This is a genomic window from Arthrobacter sp. MDT2-16, assembly GCF_054510925.1.
Genome location: NZ_JBTNDP010000001.1, coordinates 114,034 through 137,626, shown reverse-complemented (window position 1 = coordinate 137,626; position 23,593 = coordinate 114,034). Strand labels below are relative to the sequence as shown.

Genomic DNA, 23,593 nt, shown 5'->3' with positions numbered 1-23,593 from the left:
ACCCATGATCACCCAGGAGCCCGCCGTCCCCCTGAGGGACGGCGGGCTTCTGCGTGTGCGGCTGGACATCGCCTACGACGGTGCCGTGTTCTCGGGCTGGGCCCTGCAGCCCGGGCTGACCACCGTCCAGGGCGTCCTCGAGGGCGCACTCTTCACTCTTCTGCGGCGGCCCGTGCGGCTGACCGTAGGCGGGCGGACCGATGCCGGTGTCCACGCACGCGGCCAGGTGGCCCACGTCGATCTCACGTCTGCGGAGTGGGAGGCGATGGCGCGCGGACGCGACGTCGACCCGGCCGATGCCTTCCGGCGGCGCCTCACCGGCACGATCAACCGTGAACTGACCGACGGCGTCACGGGACGGGGCCGCTCGGTCAGGAACTCCGTGCCGGCCGTCGTCGTCCGCTCCGCCGTACCGGCGCCCGCAGGCTTCGATGCGCGGTTCTCCGCGCTCTGGCGTCGCTACAGCTACGCCATCGCGGACACCGCCGCCGGGCAGGATCCGCTCGGCAGGCACACGACGCTCTGGTACCCGGCAGCCCTCGACGTCACGTTGCTGAACGAGGGGGCTGCGCACCTGCTGGGCATGCAGGACTTCGCGGCTTTCTGCAAGCCCCGGGTGGGTGCCACCACCATCCGCGAACTGCAGCGCTACGAGTTCGCCCGCGGGCACGACGGCGTCATCATCGCCACCGTGCAGGCAGACGCGTTCTGCCACAACATGGTGCGCGCACTCATCGGATCGACGCTGCGGGTGGGGTCAGGGGAAGTGCCGCCGTCGTGGCTCGCCGCGCGGCTGGCCGCCCGGAAGAAGGACGCGCGGTCCATCCTCGCGGCCCCGCACCCTCTCGTGCTCGAGGAGATCGCGTATCCCGGGAACGAGGAGCTCGCCGGGCGGGCGGAGCTCACACGGGCCCGGCGCAACGCGGGGCACCTGGGCACTGCGCCTGCCGACTCCTCGGACAGCGCGGTCGACTCCTCCGATGATCCGGTCGGTTCCTGACCGGGCTTCCCGGGTGCTCGTCGACGTTCTCTCGTTCCGTACCGCACCCGTTGTCGGCGTCAGCCCAGCAGGACGAAGCTCGCGAACGCGGCGAGCAGCATGCCCGGGCCGAACGGGAAGGTCGACCCCCGCGATCCGGCTCGCAGCAGGAGGACCCCGATCCCGGCCAGGCCGCCGAGGAGGAATCCGCCCAGCAGCGTCCCCATCCACGCGGCGGACCCGGCCCAGCCGCCGAACAGACCGAGGACGGCGGCGAGCTTCACGTCACCCATGCCCATGCCCGCCGGGGAGATGAGCGTGAGCAGGAAGTACACGGCGAACAGGCTCGCTGCTCCCGCTGTCGCACCGAGCAGGCCGCCCCACGCGCCGCCGGCAGCCGCCGCGACGAGCAGTAGCCCGGCCGTCACTGCCGCGAACCGGACCAGGACCCTGTTGGGCAGCAGCTTGGACCGCAGGTCGATCGCGGCGAGCAGGACCCCGAACGCGGCGAGCACCGCCACGAGCGGCCGGTCCCACCACTCGCCGGTCACCGCCGCACCCGCGCCTGCCAGGACCCCAGCGAGCACGGCGAGTGGCAGCCGCCAGGACGTCGGCAGGACGGTGCGCTGATCCCGGCCGGCCAGGACGAACAGGGCATAGCCGATCCCGGCGGCAGCTGCAGCGGTGACGAGGACGCCGATCACGGGCTCGGGACCACCTAGACGGACTCCCCGATGGAATCCTGTGCTGCCCGGCCCACTTCGCCGTTGGCGGGCAGCGTCACCGTGAAGCGGCTGCCCTTGCCGGGGGAACTCACGCAGGAGATGGTCCCTCCGTGGCTCTCGACGATGGACTTGGTGATCGCGAGTCCCAGTCCGGCGCCGTCGATGTCGGCGTGACGTGCCGCAGGCGTGCGGTAGAAGCGTGAGAACACCTGGCGGGCCTCCTGCTCCGTCATGCCCATGCCCCGGTCCTCGACGTGCAGGCTGATCGCGGACTCGGACTCCTCCGCGTGGATGTTCACCACGCCGCCGTCGGGGGAGTACTTGATGGCGTTGGAGAGCAGGTTGTCGAGGACCTGGGAGATCCGCAGGGGATCGATGAGCGTCCAGAGGGGCGTCTGGGCGTCGGTCTTCAGCTTGACGCCGTTCTTCTGGGCGCGGAGCCGGTTGGACCGGACGCTCATCTCGATCAGGGCCGCGAGGTCAACGGGCCGTGGATGGACCCGCACGCGATCGCCCGCCGTCGACAGCAGGTCGGCGACCAGATGCAGCACGCGCTCGGCGTTGCGTCCTGCGACGTCCACATAGCCCCGGAGGTGAGCGGGCAGCGGGTGGTCGTCCTCCAGCACCAGCTCGAGGTATCCGAGCACGGACGTCAGCGGGGCGTGGAACTCGTGCGAGATGTTGGAGATGAAGGCGTCCTTGGCGGAGACGGCCTCGACCAGCTCCGTGACGTCGCTGCAGACGATCAGCGCACCGGCGATGCCGCCGTCGGCGTTCTTGATGGGCCGTGCCGCGGTGGAGAGGGCGCGCTGAGCGTCGCCGTCGCCCACCCAGATGAGCTGGTCGGCGAACGTCTCGCCGGTGAGTGCGCGGTAGATCGGCTGCCTGTCCACGCCCAGCGGCGTCACCCGATCGGCATCGAAGAGCAGTGCGCCGCTGTCCTCGTGGCCGGCCGCGAGTCGATCGAACAGTTCCTGCTGGTGGTTGGTCATCGTGGTGTTGCCGTGGGCGTCGACGGCGGTCAGTCCGACGTCGACCGTGTTGAGGATCGCGGTGAGGACGCGTTCGCGGTCGATGGCGGCACGCAGCAGGTCGTTGAGTTCGCGATCCTTGCGCTCGATCTCGATGTCGCGGGCCCGCGCACTGGAGCCCATCACGCGGATGGTGACGGCGATGCACAGCATCACGATCGGCAGGAGCAAGGGAGCCAGGTAGGACTCGCGCCGGGCAGGATCGAAGGAGCCCAGCAGCGGCCAGGCCGTGACGAGCAGCGAGCCGGCAGCCGTGAAGCTCAGCGACACCCAGGTGGGCAGGGAGGAGCGCATCAGCCACAGGACGGGGAAGATGACGAGGACGCCGAGCGCCGGCTGTGTCTCGAGGGCACCGGCCCGGACGAGGGCGATGGCGACGAAGTCGAGGACGGGGACGATCAGCAGGCTGCCGCGCGGCAGCTCGCGCCACGGAACGACGACGCACAGTGCCAGCAGCACCAGGATCATCGAGAAGCCGAGTTCGAAGGTGGGGTTGGACATGAGACCCGGCCGGAGGAGTGGCGCCGTGAGAGCGATGACGACCACGATCAGGGTCAGGGGGATCTGACAGAGCACCACCGAGCGGCTGATGCTGACCTTCGCGGCGACCGCGCGCAACCGCGCGGCACCGGCATCCCTAGGCACGCACTATCCGGGGAAAGGGGAAATACGGCATTCTGAATGACTTTCCGACGCTGAGACCTACGTACTGACTCCCATTATGTCGTTCCTCCCGCGTTTTGGAATGCAGGGGGAGCCAAATAGCCGATACAGATGTGCACAATGGGGTTCATGAGAAGTGGAACAGAGTGCAGCACAGGTCAGACGGGAGCGGGGGCTCGATGAGCGATCCGGGAGTGGCAGTCGTCATCGAGGACGATTCCGATGTCCGGAATCTCGTGGCGGCCGTCCTGAAGCAGTCGGGATTCGACGTGCACATCGCGCCGAACGGGCGTGCGGGCGTCGAACTGGTCAGGACCCACGAGGCAGCGGTCGTCACCCTCGACGTCGGGCTGCCCGACATCGACGGGTACGAGGTGCTGCGCCGCATCCGGGATTTCAGCACCTGCTACGTGGTGATGCTGACCTCGCGCGGCGACGAACTGGACACCCTCACGGCCCTGCAGTCCGGCGCCGACGACTATCTCACCAAGCCGTTCCGCCCCCGGGAGCTCCGCGCCCGGGTCGCGGCGATGCTGCGCCGGCCGCGGGTCGCCGCGGAGCCGGTGCCCGCTGTGCAGCCGGCCGCTTCGACGCCCTTGCCGGAAGCTCCCGCTGTGGTGCCGTCGCCGTCGCCCGTGGTGGAGCACAACGGCCTGGCCCTCAATGCGGATGCCCGCACCGTGGTGCTCGACGGACGTGACCTGCCCCTGACGCGGAGCGAGTTCGACCTCCTCAACGAGATGCTCAAGAGCAACGGCTCCGTGAGGACCAAGGCCGATCTCGTGCGGGTGGTGCGCGGTGAGTACTACGGCGAGGACACCTACATCAGCGACTCCGACGAGCGGGCCATCGAGGTGCACATCGGCAACCTGCGCCGGAAGCTCGAGGAGGACCCGAAGAACCCGCGGTGGCTGCAGACCGTGCGCGGCGTTGGCTACCGGCTCACGCCCGCCCGTTCCTGAAGGGCGTCGGACGGCTAGACGGACGCCAGGTAGCGGGACTGGATTTCGAGGATGGTGTCCAGCCCGCAGCGCTCGATCGCGGGGAGGATGTCACGCGCCGTATCCAGCTCGAAGGCCGTCACTGCCACCTCGAACTCGGCAGCCATGGCCGAGAGTCGGGCGGCACCGACCATCGCGGATGAATTGCGGAGGCTCAGGGCGGCATCGAGGGCGGCAGAGACGTCGCGGTCGCCGATCGCGTTGGTGAGGCGGAGGTAGCGCCCCTCGAACCCGGCGATGTAGTCACGGGCGAACGCCTTGGCGGGTGAGGGGTCGTTCAGCTGCCGCTCGAGGTGGGCGAGCACGGTGAGGTCCACCAGTGGCAGGTCCTGCTGGGAATCGATCGAATGCACCATCTCAGGCTACGTGTGTGATCTGACGGTTTGCCGTGAAGCCGCTCACCCTGTGCGAGAAATGCGCTATTGCTTGGCCGTCCCCTGCGATGGCACACCGCCGTGGTTCTATTCGCCACGGCTGCTCACTGGGCGGCGAACGTGTCCATCACGTTGAGCACGGCAGGGCCGAGGATGACGATGAACAGGACGGGGAAGATGAACAGCAGCAGCGGGAAGAGGACTGCGACGGGTAGCTTCATGGCCTTCTCCTCGGCTCGCTGACGCCGCTTCACGCGCATGACCTTGGCCTGCGTGCGCAGGACCCCGGAGAGGGCGATCCCGTAGGCGTCGGCCTGGACGATGGCCTTCACGAAGCTGCGCAGTTCCGGGATGGTGCTGCGGTCGGCCAGGGCCAGGTAGGCCTCCCGCCTGCTGCGTCCCACCTGCATGTCCTGCAGGGTCCGCACGAGTTCTTCCGCCAGGGGGCCCTTGCCGGTCTCGCCGGCCCGCTGCATGGCACTCTCGAAACCGAGGCCCGCTTCAACGGAGATCAGCATCTGGTCGAGGGTGTTGGCCAGTTCCAGGGCCATCGCCTTCTGGCGTTCCTGGCCCTTGCTGTAGAGGAGCAGGTCGGGGACGAAGTAGCCGAGTACCGTGATGAAGATCGCGAGCAGGACGTAGAGCCGGCTGGGGTTCGACTGCAGGAGCAGCAGACCAGCCAAGCCGCCAGCGAAACCGAGCAGGGGCTTGGCGGTGAGGACCTTGGCCAGCGGCATCGAGACCGGCCGCCCGGCAAGGGCGAGTAGGTGGTCCAGTTTGAGGACGTACGCCGGCGGAGTAAGGCGCCGGCCAAGCCGGAGGAGGGGGTTTGGGCGGTCAACGGCGGCGACGGCCCCTGCAATGCCCTGGTTTAGGTTGTGCTGCACGATGCGGCGCATCCGAGCATCGGAGGTGAGCAGTGCCCAGACGAAATAGCCGATGGGTGCCGAGGTGAGCAGGAGCGAAGCGAGCAGGGTGGGGTCGATGACGATATCCTCAGAATTTCAGGTCGATGATCTTGCGCAGCCACAGCCCGCCAATAGCCATCATGACGGCGGCGGCTCCGAGCATCACCCAGCCCAGCGGCTTCGTAAAGAGCGGGTCGACATACCCGGGACTGATGAGTGTGAGGATCAGCGCGATGCCGAAGGGCAGTGCCGCGAGGATATAGGCGGAGAACTTCCCCTCGGCCGCAAGCGCCTTGATCTGGCCCTTGATCTCTGCGCGTTCGCGGATCGTATGGCCCACCTGATCGAGGACATCGGCGAGATCCCCGCCCACCTCGCGGTTGATCTGGATGGCCTGGGCGATCCACGCGAAGTCCTCGTTCTGCATGCGCTCCGAGGTGTCCATGAGGGAGGCGAGGAGGTCCTTGCCGAGGCTCGTCTCGGCGACGATCCTGCGCATCTCCTCCGACGTCGGGCTGTCGGCCTCCGTGGCGGCGGCGTCGATCGCGCGGAGGATGCTGTGGCCCGCCCGCAAGCCGCCGGTGAGCAGCTGCAGGGTGTCGCCCAGCTGCGCGTCGAAGCGGCGACGTCGTCGTCCGGTCAGGAACGAGACCACGAGGTGCGCGACCGCCGGGGACAGCAGGAGCAGGAGGATGCCGACGGCGGGCGCGAGCAGCACCCAGCCGAGCAGGAGACCGGTGACGCCCTCGAGGATGATGAGCAGGTACACCTCGGCCTGGCTCAACTTCACGCCCGCGGTCTCCAGGACCTGCTGGTTCAGGAACCGCATCGGCCGACGCTGCAGGTAGCGGTCCATCGCCCGTCCGACGACTCCCGCGAAGCGCGAGAGCTGCGAGTCCGGCTGGTCCACCGGCGGACGGCGGCGATCGAGCGGCACGGGCGACTGGAGGGGCCGAAGTGCGATGACGGCGAGCACGATGGCGCCGATCACCAAGGCGAGCCCGGCAAGGAGCAGGACGGTCATGCGGCTATCGTCCGCGCGCGGGGACGGACCCGAAGACGGCGGGGGATACCGTGATCCCCATGTCCTCGAACCGTTCCATGAAGCGGGGACGGATGCCCGTGGGTACGGGTCTGCCGAGGAAACGGCCCTTGCTGTCCACGCCCGCGGAGTAGTCGAAGACGAAGGCGTCCTGCAGTGTGACGACGTCGCCCTCCATACCCTGCACCTCGGTGACGTGCGTGATGCGCCGGCTTCCGTCCCGGAGCCGCGAGATCTGGACGACGAGATTCACGGCGGAGGCCAGCTGCTCGCGGATGGCGCGCAGCGGGAGGTCCATCCCGGCCATGAGGACGAGCGTCTCGAGGCGGGCGACGGCGTCACGCGGTGAGTTGGCGTGCACGGTGGAGAGGGAGCCGTCGTGTCCGGTGTTCATGGCCTGCAGCATGTCCAGGGACTCACCGCCACGCACCTCGCCGATCACGATGCGGTCGGGCCGCATCCGGAGGGAGTTGCGGACGAGGTCGCGGATTGTCACGGCCCCCTTGCCCTCGGTGTTCGGCGGTCGGCTCTCGAGGCGCACCACGTGCTGCTGCTGGATCTGCAGCTCGACGGCGTCCTCGATGGTGACGATGCGGTCGCCCTCGGGCAGGAAGGAGGACAGCACGTTGAGCAGGGTGGTCTTCCCGGTGCCCGTGCCGCCCGAGACGATGATGTTGAGCTTGGCCTTGACGCAGGCATCGAGCAGTTCGGCCATCTCGGGGGTGAGCGTCCCGAAGTCGATGAGGTTCTGCACCGTGAGCGGGACCTTGCTGAACTTGCGGATGGTCAGCGAGGAGCCGTTGACGGCGAGGGGCGGGATGACGGCGTTGACGCGTGAACCGTCCTCGAGGCGGGCATCCACGAAGGGGGAGGACTCGTCGATGCGGCGGCCCACCTTGGAGACGATGCGCTCGATCACCCGCCGGAGGTGCTCCTCCGAGCTGAACCGGGAGTCACTGAGCCGCAGTTTGCCCTGCTGCTCCACGTAGATCTGGTCCATCCGGTTCACCATGATCTCGGTGACGGATGGGTCGTCGAGGAGACGCTGGAGCGGGCCGAAGCCGAGGACGTCGTCGGCAACGTCCTGGATGAGGCGCCGTCGTTCGTCGGGGCTGAGGGGCACCTGCTCGGCGTCGATGATCTGGCTGAGCTCCTCGCGGGCGATCGCCTTGAGGTCCTCCTCGGTGATCGACGTGTCGCTGGCGCGGACGCCCATGCGCTCGAAGAGGGCGGAGGCGGCGCGCTGCTTGAGGCCGGCGAAGACGTCGACCTTCGCCGTCCCGGGCTTCTCGGGAGCATCGCGGACGACGGCGGGGGCGAGGGGAGCGGGGCGTGGTTCCTCGGCGGGTAAGGCGGGTTCCGGCTCGAGGACGGGCGCGGTCGCGAGGCCGGCGGCCTGGATGCGGGCGGAGAGCTTCATCGGACCACCACGCGGCGGTGCACCTTGCGCTGAGACTTGGCACGCCACGCGTGGTCGAACCGCTGCACGAGGTCGGTGAGGCTCTTCGTCGCCGGATCGCGCACCTTGTCCTGCAGCAGGGGAATCCCCCGGTTCGTGGCCAGCGTCAGGGCCCGGGAACGGGGGATGGAGACGTCGACGGGCGCAGCGAGGGTCGCCTCGATGTCCTGGACGGAGAGCCCGGTCTTGGTGTCCGCGAAGTTGAGGACCACGTGGCGGGTCTCCGGCATGAGGTTGAGCTTGTTGAGGACGTCGAGCCCGGTGCGGAGGCCGCGGACACTGGGCACGTCCATGCCGGTGACCCATACCGCGTCCGTGCACTGCTCGAGGGCGGCGAGGCTCGGCTCGGTGAGTCCAGGGCCTGTGTCGATGACGACGTACCGGAACTCGAGGGCGAGCTGCCGGATCAGGCGGGTCACCTGCTCGGAGCTGATGCGGTCGGCGTCGGCCGGGTTGCGTGGGCCGCACAGGGCGTAGATCCCCGACGGGTGGGCTGTCAGGAAGGCCTTGAGGACCATGGAGTCCTGGGTGGCGGCACCGGACACGGCGTCGAGCACCGAGTATTCGGGGTTGAGGTACAGGCCCGTGCCCACGTCACCGAACTGGAGGTCGAGGTCCACGATGACGACGCTCAGTGGTGCGATCTTCCCCAGGCCGACGGCCAGGTTGGTGGCGATGGTCGTCTTGCCCACACCACCCTTGGGTGAGAAGACACCGATGACCAGTCCGCTCTGCTTCTCGTGCGGGAGCTGCGCATCGGTCCGCTGGCGTGTCGCGAAGGCCTGGCAGGCACGTTCGAGCTGGGCGCGGATGCTCGCGATGTCGGCCAGTGGCGTGAGGATGTCCCGGACGCCGGCCCGCATGGCCTGCAGGGCGATCTCGGGGTGGTCCTCGTGCACCAGCACCACGCTCACCTCGGGGAACTTCACGTCCACGATGATGGCGAGGCGCAGCACGTCCTCGATGGCGATGCCCGGGCCGAAGATGAGCACCTCGGGGCGTTCCAGCGCCAGCTGGTCGAGGATGGCGTCCGAGTCGCCGGCCAGGACGGTCGAGGGCAGGCTCTTCACATGACCCTGGAGACCACCGGCGACGGCATGGCGGACCTTCTGCTCGAAGTCAGAACTGGGCGTGATCAGGACGAATCTGCTCATCGGTACAGGACCTTGTCGTGGATGGTGATCGGTTCAGAGCTTTCAGTAGCTCCAACAGGCTCCTTGCTGAGCCAGATAGTGCCGAACTCGTTGCCGAAGACAATCTTGGTTGCTTGTTCCTGAGTCACGGCCACCGTCAGCATTAGTGAGCCGCTCGGTAGCGCTTCTGCCTCTGCGCGGGCTTGCTCCTCTGGCGTGGCAGCCGGATCGAGGGCGGCCTCAACAGGGGCTCGCTGCACAGCGGTGACAAGTATCTTGTGCAGCACCAGTTGGGTTACGCGCGGTTCCAGTCCTTCCGGCGCCGGGTCCAGCGAAGTGGAGATGAAGACGCCGACCGCATCTCCCGGCTTGACATTGCCTCCCAATGCACGGCCCGGATCGAGGGCGAAGGAGACCTCTTGGAGGCCCTCGGGTATGTCGGGGCGGTCCGTCAGTTCTGCATCATTTGGATTGACGAGGCGCTCCGCTAATAACTGTTCACCGGGCAGGAGATCGGCCGACGTGACCTTCCCGCCGGACGAATCGAGGTCCTTCAACGCCGACGGATTCACGGCCGTGGCAGGGAAGGTCCTTTTAATGAGAGACGGCATGAGATCCGCGGTCGGTGTTCCTGCGGGAACCTCTTTTGTCACTACCAGCACGTCAATGGGGTTAAGGCCCTCGACGGCCCGTGCTTCTGCGTCTTGCGCGTAGCCGAACAGCATCATTGCTCCGAGGAGCCCAAGAACGACAGCGGCGACGCCGGCCAGGAGGCGGGATTTCATGGTGTTGCTTTCTCGAGGGTGAGACGGACGACCGCGGTGCGCATGCTCGGGTCGAACGCTCCCAGCTTGTAGGCATCATCTAAAGACACCATCGTCACGAACCGGCCGATAATGCCGACGCACTTCACGGAGCTGCACTTGTAGCCCGGGTAGTAGTTGTCACGAAATGAGTCCGGGAAGACAGAACTACCTTCCTGCTTGAATTTCCAACCGTGCACTTCGAAGGCGGCAAAGCCGATGAGGTGGTAGGTGCCGTTCGAGCCGCTATCGGTGACCATGTCGTAGATCGGGAACAAACCGACCGGAGGAGTTCCAGCCTCGATCTTGGACCGCCATTCGCCGAGCAGGGATTCGCAGTTCGACGGTGCCCCGTTGTTACCCGTGTTGCTTCCCGACGCGGCCTTGCTCATGTCGACGATGGCTTCACATTGGCCCGGAACCTGATTCAAGCTGCCGAACCCGCCAGGAGGCCCACCGGCACACGCAGCGGTGCCATCGGACTTCTTGCGGTATTCGACGATTTGCCAGCCGGGTCCGTCTTTGAGTTCGCATTCCGAGAAGGTGATAGGGAACGGCGCCGGTCCCGAGACCGGGCTGCCCCACTCGGCGGTGGATGACGCAGTCACTTCCGTCGATGCAAATCCGAGTGCTTTCGCGAAGATCAGGGAGACACGGTTCGGCATTTGTCCATCTTCGAGCGCTCCCGTCGTCACGGTGACTTTCCGGACAGAACCGTTGATGCTGATTTCCTTGATATTGCTCCTGGAGTCCAAGGCATTACCGTCTGCGAGACTCCGCGCGATGTTTGAGGACGCCGTGCAGTCAGGGTTGGACGCATTCTCTGCGCATCTTTGCGCAGTAGCGATGGCCGCAGCATCAGCGCCGTTCTGCAGCTGCGTCCTCTCGGAGTAGATCATGGCCACATCGATGGCCAGTGCAGCGAAACCAAGCAGCACTATCATCAGTACGGCTACGAGGACGCTGATGGCACCCTTCTCGTCACTACCCCTTGTGATCCTGCCGCGCTTCAGCCTCCGCATAGCATGACCCCTTTTCCCTTTACGGAATAAGGGGCAGCGATACCGGTCAAGGTGCTCATCGTGTAGGTGATCGTCACGGTGGCCGTACTCCCTGATGGGCAGGTGTTCGATGCGCCGACCGGGGAGCGCGAAACGGCGATATTTGAAGCGTCTAGGTCGGGAGTAAGAAATTCTGCCGCCGATATAGCGATGTTGACTGCATCAGAGTCGTTTTTTCCAATTGCTACGACGCGGACGCTTTCCCGAGCAGCACTGGCGAGCGTGGCTTGCGCATTGAAAGCTCGGCTCACTTCGATAATGCCAAGAAGTAGAAGGATGAGTAGCGGAACAACCAGGGCGAACTCGACTGCAACGGCGCCGCGCTGGCTTGTCTTCAGTAGCATGGTTGTCCCTTCGGAGCACTTGGCGGCAACCTCACGGTCGCCGCCAAGTGCGTGTGACTACGATTCCGTTGGATACCTGCTAGAGCTTGAGCTTTGTGAAGAGTCCAGAGAAGAACCCGTTCAGAGACGTGCCGAAAGCGCCGACTCCGACGATCAGGACCACGGCGATGAGCGCGACCATGATGCCGTACTCGACCGCGGTGGCGCCGGCCTCGTCGCGGCGGAGGCGGGCCTGGACGGTGAAACCGAGGGTGTGCAGGCTAGCTGCAAGGTGAGCGAACATGAGGAACTCCTGAGTGACGGGGTATCTCCGGCCCAGCGCCGGATGTGCTCAAAAACTAGCGCCTCGGCAAGCCGCTATACCGACAAATCCCTGATCCTGCGCCAAGCCTGCCCTGCCTGCAGTTTTCCTGCGCCAACGCTGCGTTCGACCGACGTACGAACGCAGGTCGAAGCGAGGACAACGCTGCAAGACACCGGTTCTGCCAAGGAACTCGACGCACCCGTTGAGACGAGTTGCACCCCACCTACACTGGCGGAATGGTCTCTCCTTCCACGCCGAACGATGCTGCGTCAGAGCTCGAGCACGTGCGCCTGCTCGCAGCGCTGGTGGAGGCGTCGGACGATGCGATCAACGGTGCCGACCTGGACGGGATCATCACCAGTTGGAACGCGGGCGCCGAGAAGATCTACGGGTATACGGCCGAGGAAGCCATCGGCCGCAGCGTCGGAATGCTGACGCCCACCGGAGCCATGGACGTCGAAGGCACCCTGCGCTCCGGGCTGGCCGGCGGAAAACCGATCATCGGGCAGGCAGTCGTCGCGCGGCACCGGGACGGCTCGCTCATCGAGCTGTCCCTCACCCTTTCTCCGGTCCTCGACGACGACGGCCGAGTGATCGGCTCCTCCGCAGTGGCACGTGACATCACCGAGGCCCAGCGGAAACGGACCGCCGCTGAACACGAACGGGATCGACTGGCCTTCGCGCAGGAGTTGGCGCACGTCGGGTCCGTGGAACTGAACATGCTGACCGGACACCGGTGGTGGTCGGACGAGTACTTCCGTATTCACGGCCTCCCGATCATCCCGGACCCGACCGAGGAGCTGTGGCTCTCGGTGCTGCACCCCGAGGACCGGGAGCGGGTGCGGCAGGTCTGGCATGACCTCGAGTCGGGCGGGCCACCCTTCAAGCTGGTTCACCGGATCCTGCGGCCGAGTGGAGAGGTGCGCTGGGTCCACACGAGCGCCGCCGCCGAACACCGGGACGGTGTCCTGGTCCGGCTCCTCGAGACCGTCGTCGACATCACCGAGCGGAAGCTCGCCGAGGAAGCCCTCGAACGTCAGGCGTTCCAGGACCCGTTGACTGGCCTGGCGAATCGGGCGCTCCTGACGAACCGCATCGAGCGCGTGCTGGAGGAGGCCCGACAGAACGGTACCCAGGTGGGCGTGCTGTTCCTCGACGTCAACCGGTTCAAGGTGGTCAATGACGGGCTGGGGCATGCTGCAGGTGACAGCCTCCTCATCCAGCTCGCCGCCCGTCTTCGCAGCGCCGTGCGTCCCACCGACACGCTCGCTCGTTTCGCCGGCGACGAGTTCGTCATCGTCTGCAGCGGCGTGGGCCAGGGGGAGGTCCATGACCTCGCCCGGCGGATCGCGGCCGAGGTCCAGGTTCCGTTCGATCTGCTCGGCCATGAGTTGTTCGTCAGCGTGAGCATCGGCATCGCGCTGTCCTCGAGTGCGGACACCGCGGAAGCACTGCTCCATCAGGCGGACACGGCGATGTACTCCGCGAAGGACACCGGTCGCATCGACGGCGTCGTCTTCGAGAGCTCGATGCATCGCCGCGCCGGAGCTCGGCTCGACATCGGATCGCAGCTACCGCGTGCGATCGAGCGCGGCGAGCTCGAGGTGTACTACCAGCCGATCGTCGATGTGGTCAGGGAGGTGCCCCTGGCCTTCGAGGCTCTCCTTCGATGGAGGCACCCCAGACACGGGCTGGTGTCCCCCTGCGACTTCATCCCGGTTGCCGAGGAGACGGGGCTCATCGTGTCCATCGGCAGGTGGGTGCTGGTCAACGCACTCGCCCAGACGCAGCACTGGCGGTCCCAGGTGCCGGGAGCTTCCGGGCTGCGCGTCGCCGTCAACCTCTCGGCACGTCAACTGCAGGATCCTTGTCTCTTCGACACGGTGGCTGACGCGATCACGGAGGCCGGTATCGATCCGTCGGCCGTGGAGCTCGAGATCACGGAGTCAGCGCTGCTGAAGAACGTGGAATGCTCGATGGTCACGCTCACACGGCTTCGCGCGCTGGGCGTAGGGCTGTCGATCGACGACTTCGGCACCGGATACTCGTCGCTGAGCTACCTCAGCCGGCTCCCCGTCACCAGTCTGAAGATCGATCGCTCCTTCGTGGACGGTCTGGGAGGCGGTGACCTCCACGCACGACCCATCGTCGCCGCGATCACCATGATGGCCTCGGCGCTCGGCCTCGATGTCGTCGCCGAGGGAGTGGAGACGCCGGGTCAGCTCCGCGAGCTCGAGCGGCTCGAGATCGGTGCGGCGCAGGGCTTCCTCTGGGCTCGCCCCATGCATGTGGGGGACGCCGGTGCGTGGCTCACAGGGGGCATGAGCCGTCCGGATGCAGGCCGGACGCAGCCGGCAGCCGCCGGCTGATCGCCGCCGCCGCTCTGTTTTGACCGGGCACCGTACGGCACGCTATTCTTGGTAGTCGTTGTGCGTATCCCAGCTCGATACGTCTGCGCCCCACGGAGCGGTTCAGTTGCAGAACCACCTGGCCCGGGGGCGGAGCCGAGATTTACGGGATGACTGGTCGTATTTCAGCCCTCACCTGAAGTTCCGGTAGCGCATGAATAAGCTGAGCCCGCGGGTACGGAGATCTCCGGAATCGCGGGCGACACCGAAATAGAAACGAAGGCCATAACCGTGCGTACGTACACCCCGAAGCCAGGCGACATCACCCGCCAGTGGCACGTAATCGATGCAACCGACGTCGTCCTCGGCCGTCTTGCCAGCCAGACCGCAATCCTGCTCCGCGGAAAGCACAAGCCGACCTTCGCTCCCCACATGGACATGGGCGATTTCGTCATCATCATCAACGCTGAAAAAGTAGCCCTCACCGGCTCCAAGCTCGAGCAGAAGCGGGCATACCGCCACTCGGGTTACCCGGGCGGCCTCAAGTCCACCAGCTACGTGGAACTCCTGGACAAGAACCCGGAGCGCGCAGTCGAGAAGGCCATCCGTGGCATGCTCCCCAAGAACTCGCTCGCCGCCCAGCAGATCGGCAAGCTGAAGGTCTACCGCGGCGCCGAGCACCCCCATGCTGCGCAGCAGCCCACCACGTACGAAATCACTCAGGTCGCCCAGTAGTCCTGGCCACCAGTACTAAGAAATCACTTCAAGGAGAACCGTGGCTGAGAACACTGAAGAGCTGAACGACCCTACTGAGGAGCTCACGAGCTACACCTCAGAGTCCACCGAAGGTGGCGAGACCGCCGTCAAGGAGCGTCCCGCGCTGACCGTCGGCGGCGGAGCCGTCGGACGCCGCAAGGAAGCTGTCGCCCGCGTGCGCCTCGTCCCCGGCACCGGCAAGTGGATCGTCAACGGGCGCGAGCTCGCCGACTACTTCCCGAACAAGCTGCACCAGCAGGAAGTCAACGACCCGTTCAAGCTCCTCGAGCTCGACGGCGCCTACGACGTCATCGCCCGCATCCACGGTGGTGGACCCTCCGGCCAGGCCGGTGCCCTCCGCCTCGGTGTTGCGCGCACGCTGAACGAGATCGACCGCGAGAACAACCGCCCCGCCCTCAAGAAGGCAGGCTTCCTGACCCGTGACGCCCGCGTCATCGAGCGCAAGAAGGCCGGTCTCAAGAAGGCACGCAAGGCCCCTCAGTACTCCAAGCGGTAACTGCCGCTTACCCCGGAGAAGATCGCCGGCGCGATCTTCTCCGGGTCCCCTCAGCGGCATTTGCCGCTCGGCTCCACGCTCCGTGGAGCTTCGCGGCAGGATTCGGCGCCTGGCCCCATGCTCCAAAGCATGGGCCGGGTCTCAATTTTTCGTCACAGGGGACACGCGCAGAAGCCCGTCCGGGCTCCCGGACGGGCTTCTTGCTTTAACCTGTAGGAGGCCCACCCGGTCTCAGGCTTTCCACTTAGGATGATCAACGATGAGCAAGTTATTCGGCACCGACGGCGTGCGTGGCCTGGCCAACGGCCTGATCACGGCAGAACTGTCCCTCCAGCTGGCCCAGGCCGCAGCCGTCGTCCTCGGCCACAACGCCGTCGAGGGCGGGCGCCGCCCCACCGCCGTCATCGCCCGCGACCCCCGCATCAGCGGCGAGTTCATCGCGGCCGCTGTCGAAGCGGGCCTCGCCAGTTCCGGCATCGACGTCTACGACGCCGGGGTGCTGCCCACGCCGGCCGCGGCCTTCCTCGTCGCCGATCTCGACGCCGACTTCGGCGTCATGATCTCCGCCTCCCACAACCCGGCACCGGACAACGGCATCAAGTTCCTCGCCCGGGGCGGCAACAAACTCAGCGACGCACTCGAGGACGCCATCGAGGACGAGATGGCCAGTGTGGTGCGCCGCCCGGTGGCCGGCGACGTGGGACGCATCAAGCGCTTCGCCGACGCCGAGGACCGCTACGTGGTCCATCTGCTCCAGACGCTGCCCAACCGGCTCGAAGGGCTGACGATCGTCCTCGACTGCGCACACGGCGCGGCCAGTGGCTGCTCGCCCGAGGTGTTCCGGAACGCGGGCGCGGAGATCGTGGTCATCGGTGCCGATCCCGACGGCGTGAACATCAACGACGGCTACGGCTCCACCCACCTGGAGAAGCTGCAGGCCGCGGTCCTCGAGTACGGGGCCGACCTCGGCGTCGCCCACGACGGCGACGCGGACCGCTGCCTCGCCGTGGACCACGAGGGCACCGTGGTGGACGGCGACCAGATCATGGCCGTCATGGCCCTGGCCATGAGGGATGCGGGAAAGCTCAAGGACGACACGCTCGTGGCCACCGTGATGAGCAACCTCGGACTGAAGATCGCCCTGCGGGAAGCGGGCATCAACCTCAAGGAGACCGCCGTCGGGGACCGCTACGTCCTCGAGGGCATGCGCGACGGCGACTTCAGCCTCGGCGGCGAGCAGTCCGGTCACGTCATCTTCGGTGAGTACGCGACCACCGGCGACGGCGTTCTCACGGGCCTCCAGCTCGCCGCCCGCATCGTCGCGACCGGCAAGAGCCTCAAGGAACTGGCCGCCGTCATGACGAAGCTCCCGCAGGTGCTCATCAACGTCCGGGGCGTGGATCGCAGCGCCGCCAGCACGGATGAGGGTGTCCAGCACGCCGTCCGTCAGGCCGAAGCCGTCCTGGGCGAGACCGGGAGGGTGCTGCTGCGTCCCTCCGGCACCGAACCCGTGGTGCGCGTGATGGTCGAGGCCGCCGATACCGCGACGGCCCAGCGCATCGCCGAAGAGCTCGCCGCGACGGTCCAGGAGCGGCTGTCGCTCGAGCCGGCGGTCTGACCCGACGGTCACGCCGACCTCGGGGCCCACTGCTCCACCCGGAGCCGTCAGCCCACCAGGGAGGCGCCACTGCGCACGCACGACGAGACCAGGGCCCGGCACGGCCGGTCGCAGTCGCCCGCACCGTGGGAAGACCCGGCGAGCAGGCGCCGGACGGCGTCGTCGTACCGTGACAGGGCGATCTCCGCGATCACCGGACTCGGGAGCAGCGGAGCAGTCACGACGTCGGCGCGGGCCTTCGTGAGCTGGTCGTGGAAGTAGCCGGGAGCCAGCAGGTAGGACGCCACCGCGACCGGCGACTGCATCGAGCCAGCTCGCTCGGCCGTCACGGCGTCAGGGACGGACGGGACCGCCTTCGAGCCGAACCCTGCGCGTACCCGGCCGGTCCTGAGCCCGGTGAGCGCAGCCCGAACCTCGGCGACGTCCTCCGCGGCACAGGCGTCGGAGGATCCCGCGGCGGCCAGCACCACGGCGTCCGAGTCGGCCACCCCTGCCTCGGTCAGCCGCTGCTGCAGTACTCGGGCCAGGCGCGGATCCGGGCCCAGCGGAAGAGCTGACACCGTGCCGGGCCTGCCGCCCGCGGCCCGGGCGATGTCCACCTTGACGTGGTAGCCGACGGAGAGCAGCAGCGGCACGATGACGGCCGGACGACCTGCCGGAAGGGAGGCGACCACGTGCACGAGGTCCGGCTCCTGCACGTCCACATAGGCCTCGAGTACCTCCACATCCGGACGGAGCGCACGGATCCGTGCGCGCACCGCGTCGATCTCACGCCGACCCTGCGCGTTGTCGGTGCCGTGGGAACAGGCGATGAGGACGGGGAGGGCGCCCGGCGCAGGGTTCGCGGTCATGGCAGCCATTGAAGCACCGTGCACGGCTCAGGCGGCAATACAGACCTCGACGACGCCGTCGACGCACCGCACCGGATAGGCACCGAGACCCTCGCCTCCTGACAGGCACGCTCCGCTCGCAAGGTCGTAGACCTCCTTGTGGAGGGGCGAGGCGATCGTCGCCAGTGACCCCCGCGACCCGACGATCCCCCGAGCCATCACGGCAGCCCGCGTCCGCGGATCGATGTTGCCCACGGCGTGCACCTGATCCCCGGGCAGCCGGAACAGGGCGATCTGCTCCCGGCCCACCAGCGCGGCCTCGCCCCAGCACTCCTCGAGGTCGTCGAGGCGGCAGACGGCCGCCCACCTCGTGCTCGAGGGGGCAGGACGCTGCAGGATGAGCTCGGTCATGGCGTTCTCCTCGGTGGCGGATGAGTTCCTTCAACGCTAGGCCGTCGATATGTCGTCGACGTCCCGGCGCTGTTGCCCCCCGGTAACGACCACCTCACGGTGGACGCTCCGGCCGGTGAGCCCGAAGTTAACCTCGCGACACATCGGCGACACATGCGGGAAATTGGCCCTTCGTACCGTGGAGGGACGAGCGGGAGCTCCCCGGTCCGGACGGAAGGCACTCCATGAGCGAGACCCGATCAGCCCGGCACGCCGAGACGGGTGCCGCGTCGCAACCGCGGCGCGTCGTCGTCGTCGGCGGTGGGCCTGCTGCCCATCGGTTCGTCGAGGCACTGTGGCGGCGCGGCATGGACGGGCTGCACATCACCGTGCTGGCCGAGGAGGCCCATGCCCCCTACGACCGTGTCGCGCTGAGCACCGCGCTGACCGGCGAGGTGGACCTCGGACTCGGGGAGCCGCTGATGTGGCGGGAGCCGGCGATCCGGCTCGTGACAGGGGAGCGGGCTGTCCGCCTCGACGTCGCGGCACGGTGCGTCGAAGGGGCGTCCGGTGAGAAGTATGCCTACGACGACGTCGTGCTGGCAACGGGATCGGACGCCGTGCGCCTGCCCCTGCCGGGTGCTGAGCACGCCGCGGTCTACCGGACCCTCGACGACGTGCAGTGGCTGCGCTCCGAGACGTCCCGGCTCGCGGCAGGCCTCGGCAGGGAACCCCGCGCAGTCGTCATCGGGGGCGGGCTCCTCGGCCTCGAAGCCGCCGGCGGGCTCCAGCAGCTCGGCGCCGCGTCCACCGTGGTCAACCGAGCCGGCTGGCTCATGAATGCACAACTGGACCAGGGCGGCGGCCAGGCTCTCGGCAGGCTGATCAGTGCCAAGGGGCTGGGGATCCACTGCGGAGGAGCGCCCGTCGCCATTCAGACGGACGACGACGGCGGCGTCACGGGCGTGGCCCTGGGTGACGGGACCGTCCTCCCGTCCGACCTCGTGGTGTTCGCCGTCGGCATCCGGCCGCGCGACGAGCTCGCCCGTGCCGCAGGGCTCGAGGTTGCGCCCCGCGGCGGTGTGGTGATCAGCGCGGCCTGCGAGACATCGATGCCCGGCGTGTGGGCGATCGGGGAGGTGGCGAGCTACGACGGCGTCAGCATGGGCCTGGTGGCTCCGGCGAATGCCATGGCCGAGGTCTGCGCGGACGGCATCCTCGGGAGGGTCTCGACCTTCCCCGGCTTCGACACCGCCACCAAGCTCAAGCTCTCGGGCGTCGAGGTCGCGAGTTTCGGGGACGCGCTCGCGGAGTCCGAGGGCAGCCTCGAGATCGTCTACGCCGACCCTGCCCGGGGGCTCTACCAGAAGCTCGTGGTCACCGACGACGCGAGGACGCTCCTCGGCGGCATCTTCGTGGGCGATGCCGCGCCGTACTCCGCCCTGCGGCCACTGTTGGGCCGTGAACTGCCCGCGGAACCCGGCGCCTACCTCTCGTCGGCCGGCGGAGGCGACGCCCCGCCGTCGGAACTGCCCGACGACGTCATCCTCTGCTCCTGCAACAACGTGACGGCCGGCGCCTGCCGGTCCGCGGTCCACGGATTGGGCACGGACGGCTCCGAGGGGGAGCCGGCGCTCGACATGCCCTCCCTGAAGGCCTGCTCGCGTGCCGGGACCCAGTGCGGCTCGTGCGTCCCGATGCTGAAGAAGCTGCTCGACAGCGAACTCACGAAGGCTGGACGCACCGTCCCCAAGGGGATCTGCGAGCACTTCGCGATGTCGCGGCCCGAACTGTTCGAGGCCATCCAGGCCCTCGACCTCGCATCCTTCCAGGAGATCCTGCTGCGCTTCGGGGCGTCGGAGGAGGCGAAGGCCGGACACGGCTGCGACATCTGCAAGCCGGCGATCGGCTCCATCCTCGCCACCCAGCGGGGGGAGTACGTGCTCGACGGCGGACGGGGGACCCTGCAGGACACGAACGACCGCGCGCTCGCGAACATGCAGCGCAATGGCACCTACTCCGTGGTGCCCCGCATCCCCGGCGGCGAGATCACCCCGCAGAAGCTGGCGGTCATCGCGCAGGTCGCCGAGCAGTTCGGCCTCTACGTGAAACTGACGGGCGCACTGCGGATCGACCTCTTCGGCGCCCGGCTGGAGCAGCTGCCCGAGATCTGGAAGATCCTCGTGGAGGCCGGGTTCGAGTCCGGGCAGGCCTACGGCAAGGCGCTGCGGAACGTGAAGTCCTGCGTGGGGTCGACCTGGTGCCGGTTCGGGGTGCAGGACTCCGTGGCGATGGCGATCGACCTCGAGCTGCGGTACCGCGGGCTGCGGGCGCCGCACAAGTTCAAGATGGGCGTGTCGGGGTGTGCCCGCGAGTGTGCCGAGGCCCGGAGCAAGGACGTCGGCGTGATCGCCACCGATCAGGGCTGGAACCTCTATGTCGGAGGGAACGGGGGCTTCCAGCCCGCGCACGCCCAGCTCCTCGCACAGGACCTCGACGGGCCGACCCTCATCCGGTACATCGACCGCTACCTCATGTACTACATCCGCACCGCCGACCGGATGCAGCGGACCGCGCGGTGGATGGACGACCTCGAGGGGGGCCTCGACCACGTGCGCGACGTCGTCATCGATGATTCCCTCGGGATCGCCGCGGACCTCGAGGCCGCGATGGCCCGCCACGTCGAGCACTACGAGGACGAGTGGGCCGCCACCCTCAGGGACCCGGACAGGCTCCGCCGCTTCCGGTCCTTCGTCAACGCCCCGGACGCCGCCGACCAGTCGATCGTGCTCGTCGAGGAGCGCGGCCAGCGCCGCCCCGCCACGCAGGAGGAGATCGACGCGGGAGCCGCCCGCGTGGGCCTGGGAGCAGTGATCCCCGTGCGCGTCCCGACGGGACCGGCACCAGGAAGCCTGGAGGACTGAACCGTGCACCTCGACATCGACCTGACCGGACGCCGCGTGGTGGTCCTCGGACACCCCGGCGCGTCGCGGCGCGTCGTCGCCCGGTATCGCGCCTCGGGAGCCGACGTGGATCGCTTCGACACGCTCCCCTCGGCCAGCAGCGCGCTGGACGGCGCCACCCTCGTGGTCAGGGTGGCGGGCACGGGCACGCCGAGCCCCGGGGACGACGCCGATACGGTCCTGCGGCAGCGGTGCCGGGACGCCGGTGCACTCCTGATCCGGGAAGCGGCCGCATCCGACACCGGTCACGTGAGCCTGGTCGGCGGCGGCCCCGGGGCCCGGGGACTCCTGACCCTGGATGCGGCCGCCGCGCTGAGGGACGCCGATGTGGTCCTCTACGACCGGCTCGGTCCCACGGACTCGCTGGCCGAGATCGCACCGTCGGCGGAGCTCGTCGACGTCGGGAAGCTGCCCGGCCACCACCGCGTGCCGCAGGCGGGCATCAACGCACTGCTGGTGCAGCACGCCCGCGCCGGACGGCACGTCGTCCGGCTGAAGGGCGGCGACCCCTTCGTGTTCGGACGCGGGAGCGAGGAGCTCGCCGCGTGCCTTGAGGCATGCGTGCCCTGCACGGTGCTGCCGGGCATCAGCTCGTCGATCGCCGTCCCGGCGGCCGCCGGCATCCCGGTCACGCACCGGGGGGTCAGCCACCTGTTCACGGTGGCGTCCGGGCATGCGCCCCTGACCGACGAGGAGCACCTCCACCTCGCGGGCCTCGGCGGGACCATCGTGGTCCTCATGGGCGTCTCCACACTGCCACAGCTCGTCGCAGGTCTCGGCCGGGCGGGGATGCGCCCCGACATGCCGGTCGCCGTCGTCGAGCGCGGGTACAGCGCATCGCAGCGGACGACGTCGGGGACCCTGGCGACGATCGTCACGGACGCCGGCACCGCACGCTGCCAGTCGCCAGCGGTCCTGGTCATCGGCGAGGTGGTACGCGTGGGGCTCGAGCTGCAGGGCAGCGCCGCACACCTCGCGCGACTCACCGAGTCGCTCGCATCATGAGTGAGACCATCCGTCCCGACGGAGCAGGCGGTCAGCTGGCAGGCTTCCGCATCGGCGTGACCTCGGACCGCCGGTCGGGTGACCTGATCGACGCGCTCGAGCGGCGAGGGGCGTCGGTGTTCCATGCGCCGGCGCTGAAGATCGCCCCGATCGCCGAGGACGTGGCCCTCCTCGCGGACACGGCCGCCATGGTGTCCGCCCGACCGGATCTCTTCGTCATCACCACCGCGTACGGGATGCGCCGCTGGTTCGAGGCCGCCGACGCCGCGGGGCTGGGCGACGACCTCCTCGACGTGCTCGGGAGCGGCAGGATCCACGTCCGTGGTCCGAAGGCCAGGGGAGCGGTGCGGGCGGCCGGCCTGGACGACGTCGGCATCAGTTCCGACGAGACGACGGCGACCCTCGTGGACCAGCTCCTGCAGGAGGACCTCGCGGGACTCACCGTAGGCGTCCAGTTGCACGCCTACGCGGACGAACACCAGCTCGAACGGCTCCGGGACGCGGGCGCCACTCTGCTCACCGTCACGCCCTACCGGTGGATCAAACCGGAGGGCTCGGAACGGCTGCCCCGCCTCATCGAGGCGGTGTGCGCGGGGCAGCTCGACTGTGTCACGTTCACCAGCGCGCCCGCGGTGGACGCCCTGTTCAGCACCGCCGCCGAGCAGGGCATGCAGGAGGACCTCGTCCAGCGGTTCCGGCAGGGCGTCCTCGCCGCCGCCGTGGGACCGGTGACCGCCCAGCCCCTGCTCGACGCCGGCATCACGCCGCTCGTCCCCGAACGGTTCCGCATGGGCGCCCTGATCCGGCTCGTCTGCGACCACCTCGCCGAGCACCACGTGGAGCAGCTCCGCACACGCTCGGGCCACGTCGAGGTGCGCGGCCGGTCGGTCCGGGTGGATGACGTCCAGGTGGACCTCGCACCCGCCCAGCTGGTGCTCTTCAAGGCCCTGCTGTCGGCGCGCGGGGCGGTCCTCAGCCGCGAGGCACTGACCACCCTCCTCGCCCCGGCCGGTGCAGGCCATGCACTGGACATGAGCGTGAACCGCCTGCGGAAGTCGCTGCCCGACCCGGCCCTGGTCGAGACGGTCGTCAAACGCGGGTACCGGCTGCACGTCTGACGCCGGCAGCGCCGGGTTCCTGCGACTCCGGCCCTGTGGGCATTCTGCAGGGGTGCAGGTGTCGGACGCAGCGGGCGTGCCCGTCCGCGCGGTCCTCAGCATGGCGCACGGGGTTCCGAGCGGCAACCGGCGTCATGGCGTGGTTGCCGCGTCCCACGGGCGGCCGGGCGGCAACCGGCGTCGCACCGGCGCTGCCGCGTCGTGGACCCTCGGACGATGTC

Annotated in this window: 22 protein-coding genes; 9 read left to right on the top strand and 13 right to left on the bottom strand. The window is 68.2% G+C overall.

What is annotated here, in order from left to right; genetic code table 11:
* The first annotated feature begins 4 nt into the window (after positions 1-4).
* On the top strand, positions 5-1,000 hold the full coding sequence (locus tag ACX80N_RS00605; RefSeq protein WP_459337901.1) for a tRNA pseudouridine synthase A: 996 nt from the start codon (positions 5-7) through the stop codon (positions 998-1,000).
* 59 nt (positions 1,001-1,059) lie between these two features.
* On the opposite strand, the gene ACX80N_RS00600 is transcribed toward ACX80N_RS00605, so the two are convergent.
* Both ACX80N_RS00600 and ACX80N_RS00595 read right to left on the bottom strand, forming a co-directional pair.
* Positions 1,060-1,683 carry a prepilin peptidase gene (locus ACX80N_RS00600; protein WP_459337900.1) on the bottom strand — a complete coding sequence of 208 codons (624 nt, stop codon included), beginning with the start codon at positions 1,681-1,683 and terminating at the stop codon, positions 1,060-1,062.
* A 14-nt stretch (positions 1,684-1,697) separates the two neighbouring features.
* Positions 1,698-3,380 carry a sensor histidine kinase gene (locus ACX80N_RS00595; protein ID WP_459337899.1) on the bottom strand — a complete coding sequence of 561 codons (1,683 nt, stop codon included), beginning with the start codon at positions 3,378-3,380 and terminating at the stop codon, positions 1,698-1,700.
* Between the two features lie 197 nt (positions 3,381-3,577).
* Here ACX80N_RS00595 and ACX80N_RS00590 point away from each other — a divergent pair, with 197 nt between their 5' ends.
* A complete protein-coding gene (locus ACX80N_RS00590; protein WP_459337898.1) occupies positions 3,578-4,360 on the top strand; it encodes a response regulator transcription factor in 783 nt (260 codons plus the stop codon).
* Positions 4,361-4,374: 14 nt separating this feature from the next.
* Here ACX80N_RS00590 and ACX80N_RS00585 read toward each other — a convergent pair whose 3' ends face one another.
* The 9 genes from ACX80N_RS00585 to ACX80N_RS00545 all read right to left on the bottom strand — a co-directional run bounded on the left by ACX80N_RS00585 (position 4,375) and on the right by ACX80N_RS00545 (position 11,806).
* Positions 4,375-4,752 carry an Hpt domain-containing protein gene (locus ACX80N_RS00585; RefSeq protein ID WP_459337897.1) on the bottom strand — a complete coding sequence of 126 codons (378 nt, stop codon included), beginning with the start codon at positions 4,750-4,752 and terminating at the stop codon, positions 4,375-4,377.
* A gap of 125 nt (positions 4,753-4,877) precedes the next feature.
* A complete protein-coding gene (locus ACX80N_RS00580; protein WP_459338455.1) occupies positions 4,878-5,759 on the bottom strand; it encodes a type II secretion system F family protein in 882 nt (293 codons plus the stop codon).
* Positions 5,760-5,769: 10 nt separating this feature from the next.
* The gene (locus ACX80N_RS00575; RefSeq protein ID WP_459337896.1) at positions 5,770-6,705 is read right to left on the bottom strand and encodes a type II secretion system F family protein; all 936 of its coding nucleotides are present in this window, start codon (positions 6,703-6,705) and stop codon (positions 5,770-5,772) included.
* A 4-nt stretch (positions 6,706-6,709) separates the two neighbouring features.
* Positions 6,710-8,143 carry a CpaF family protein gene (locus ACX80N_RS00570; RefSeq protein WP_459337895.1) on the bottom strand — a complete coding sequence of 478 codons (1,434 nt, stop codon included), beginning with the start codon at positions 8,141-8,143 and terminating at the stop codon, positions 6,710-6,712.
* A complete protein-coding gene (locus ACX80N_RS00565; protein WP_459337894.1) occupies positions 8,140-9,336 on the bottom strand; it encodes an AAA family ATPase in 1,197 nt (398 codons plus the stop codon). Before ACX80N_RS00565 ends, ACX80N_RS00570 begins: the two co-directional genes overlap by 4 nt.
* The gene (gene cpaB / locus ACX80N_RS00560) at positions 9,333-10,100 is read right to left on the bottom strand and encodes a Flp pilus assembly protein CpaB (RefSeq protein ID WP_459337893.1); all 768 of its coding nucleotides are present in this window, start codon (positions 10,098-10,100) and stop codon (positions 9,333-9,335) included. The genes ACX80N_RS00565 and cpaB overlap by 4 nt, the downstream gene beginning before the upstream one ends.
* Entirely contained in the window at positions 10,097-11,140 is a 1,044-nt protein-coding gene (locus ACX80N_RS00555; protein ID WP_459337892.1) for a pilus assembly protein TadG-related protein, read from the bottom strand. Before ACX80N_RS00555 ends, cpaB begins: the two co-directional genes overlap by 4 nt.
* A complete protein-coding gene (locus ACX80N_RS00550; protein ID WP_459337891.1) occupies positions 11,128-11,523 on the bottom strand; it encodes a TadE/TadG family type IV pilus assembly protein in 396 nt (131 codons plus the stop codon). Before ACX80N_RS00550 ends, ACX80N_RS00555 begins: the two co-directional genes overlap by 13 nt.
* 79 nt (positions 11,524-11,602) lie before the next feature.
* Positions 11,603-11,806: a Flp family type IVb pilin gene (locus ACX80N_RS00545; protein WP_459337890.1), complete on the bottom strand. Its 204-nt coding sequence runs from the start codon at positions 11,804-11,806 to the stop codon at positions 11,603-11,605.
* Between the two features lie 257 nt (positions 11,807-12,063).
* Here ACX80N_RS00545 and ACX80N_RS00540 point away from each other — a divergent pair, with 257 nt between their 5' ends.
* The 4 genes from ACX80N_RS00540 (at position 12,064) to glmM (ending at position 17,066) form a co-directional block, all read left to right on the top strand.
* Entirely contained in the window at positions 12,064-14,196 is a 2,133-nt protein-coding gene (locus ACX80N_RS00540; RefSeq protein ID WP_459337889.1) for a putative bifunctional diguanylate cyclase/phosphodiesterase, read from the top strand.
* Positions 14,197-14,466: 270 nt separating this feature from the next.
* The gene (rplM, locus tag ACX80N_RS00535) at positions 14,467-14,910 is read left to right on the top strand and encodes a 50S ribosomal protein L13 (protein ID WP_105032898.1); all 444 of its coding nucleotides are present in this window, start codon (positions 14,467-14,469) and stop codon (positions 14,908-14,910) included.
* 40 nt (positions 14,911-14,950) lie between these two features.
* The gene (rpsI, locus tag ACX80N_RS00530; protein ID WP_105032897.1) at positions 14,951-15,448 is read left to right on the top strand and encodes a 30S ribosomal protein S9; all 498 of its coding nucleotides are present in this window, start codon (positions 14,951-14,953) and stop codon (positions 15,446-15,448) included.
* A 259-nt stretch (positions 15,449-15,707) separates the two neighbouring features.
* Positions 15,708-17,066 (top strand): phosphoglucosamine mutase, encoded by a 1,359-nt coding sequence (gene glmM / locus ACX80N_RS00525; RefSeq protein ID WP_459337888.1) that lies wholly within the window; start codon positions 15,708-15,710, stop codon positions 17,064-17,066.
* A gap of 47 nt (positions 17,067-17,113) precedes the next feature.
* Here glmM and ACX80N_RS00520 read toward each other — a convergent pair whose 3' ends face one another.
* Positions 17,114-17,926, bottom strand: a complete 813-nt coding sequence (locus ACX80N_RS00520; protein WP_459337887.1) for a sirohydrochlorin chelatase — start codon at positions 17,924-17,926, stop codon at positions 17,114-17,116.
* Between the two features lie 18 nt (positions 17,927-17,944).
* Positions 17,945-18,307: a nitrite reductase small subunit NirD gene (gene nirD, locus ACX80N_RS00515; RefSeq protein WP_105032894.1), complete on the bottom strand. Its 363-nt coding sequence runs from the start codon at positions 18,305-18,307 to the stop codon at positions 17,945-17,947.
* Between the two features lie 224 nt (positions 18,308-18,531).
* Here nirD and nirB point away from each other — a divergent pair, with 224 nt between their 5' ends.
* From nirB to ACX80N_RS00500, 3 genes are read left to right on the top strand one after another with little or no spacing between them, the layout of a single operon-like run.
* Positions 18,532-21,210, top strand: coding sequence for a nitrite reductase large subunit NirB (gene nirB / locus ACX80N_RS00510; RefSeq protein ID WP_459337886.1), 2,679 nt, complete (start codon positions 18,532-18,534; stop codon positions 21,208-21,210).
* A gap of 3 nt (positions 21,211-21,213) precedes the next feature.
* On the top strand, positions 21,214-22,254 hold the full coding sequence (gene cobA / locus ACX80N_RS00505) for a uroporphyrinogen-III C-methyltransferase (RefSeq protein ID WP_459337885.1): 1,041 nt from the start codon (positions 21,214-21,216) through the stop codon (positions 22,252-22,254).
* Positions 22,251-23,372 (top strand): uroporphyrinogen-III synthase, encoded by a 1,122-nt coding sequence (locus ACX80N_RS00500; RefSeq protein ID WP_459337884.1) that lies wholly within the window; start codon positions 22,251-22,253, stop codon positions 23,370-23,372. The genes cobA and ACX80N_RS00500 overlap by 4 nt, the downstream gene beginning before the upstream one ends.
* Positions 23,373-23,593: the final 221 nt, after the last annotated feature.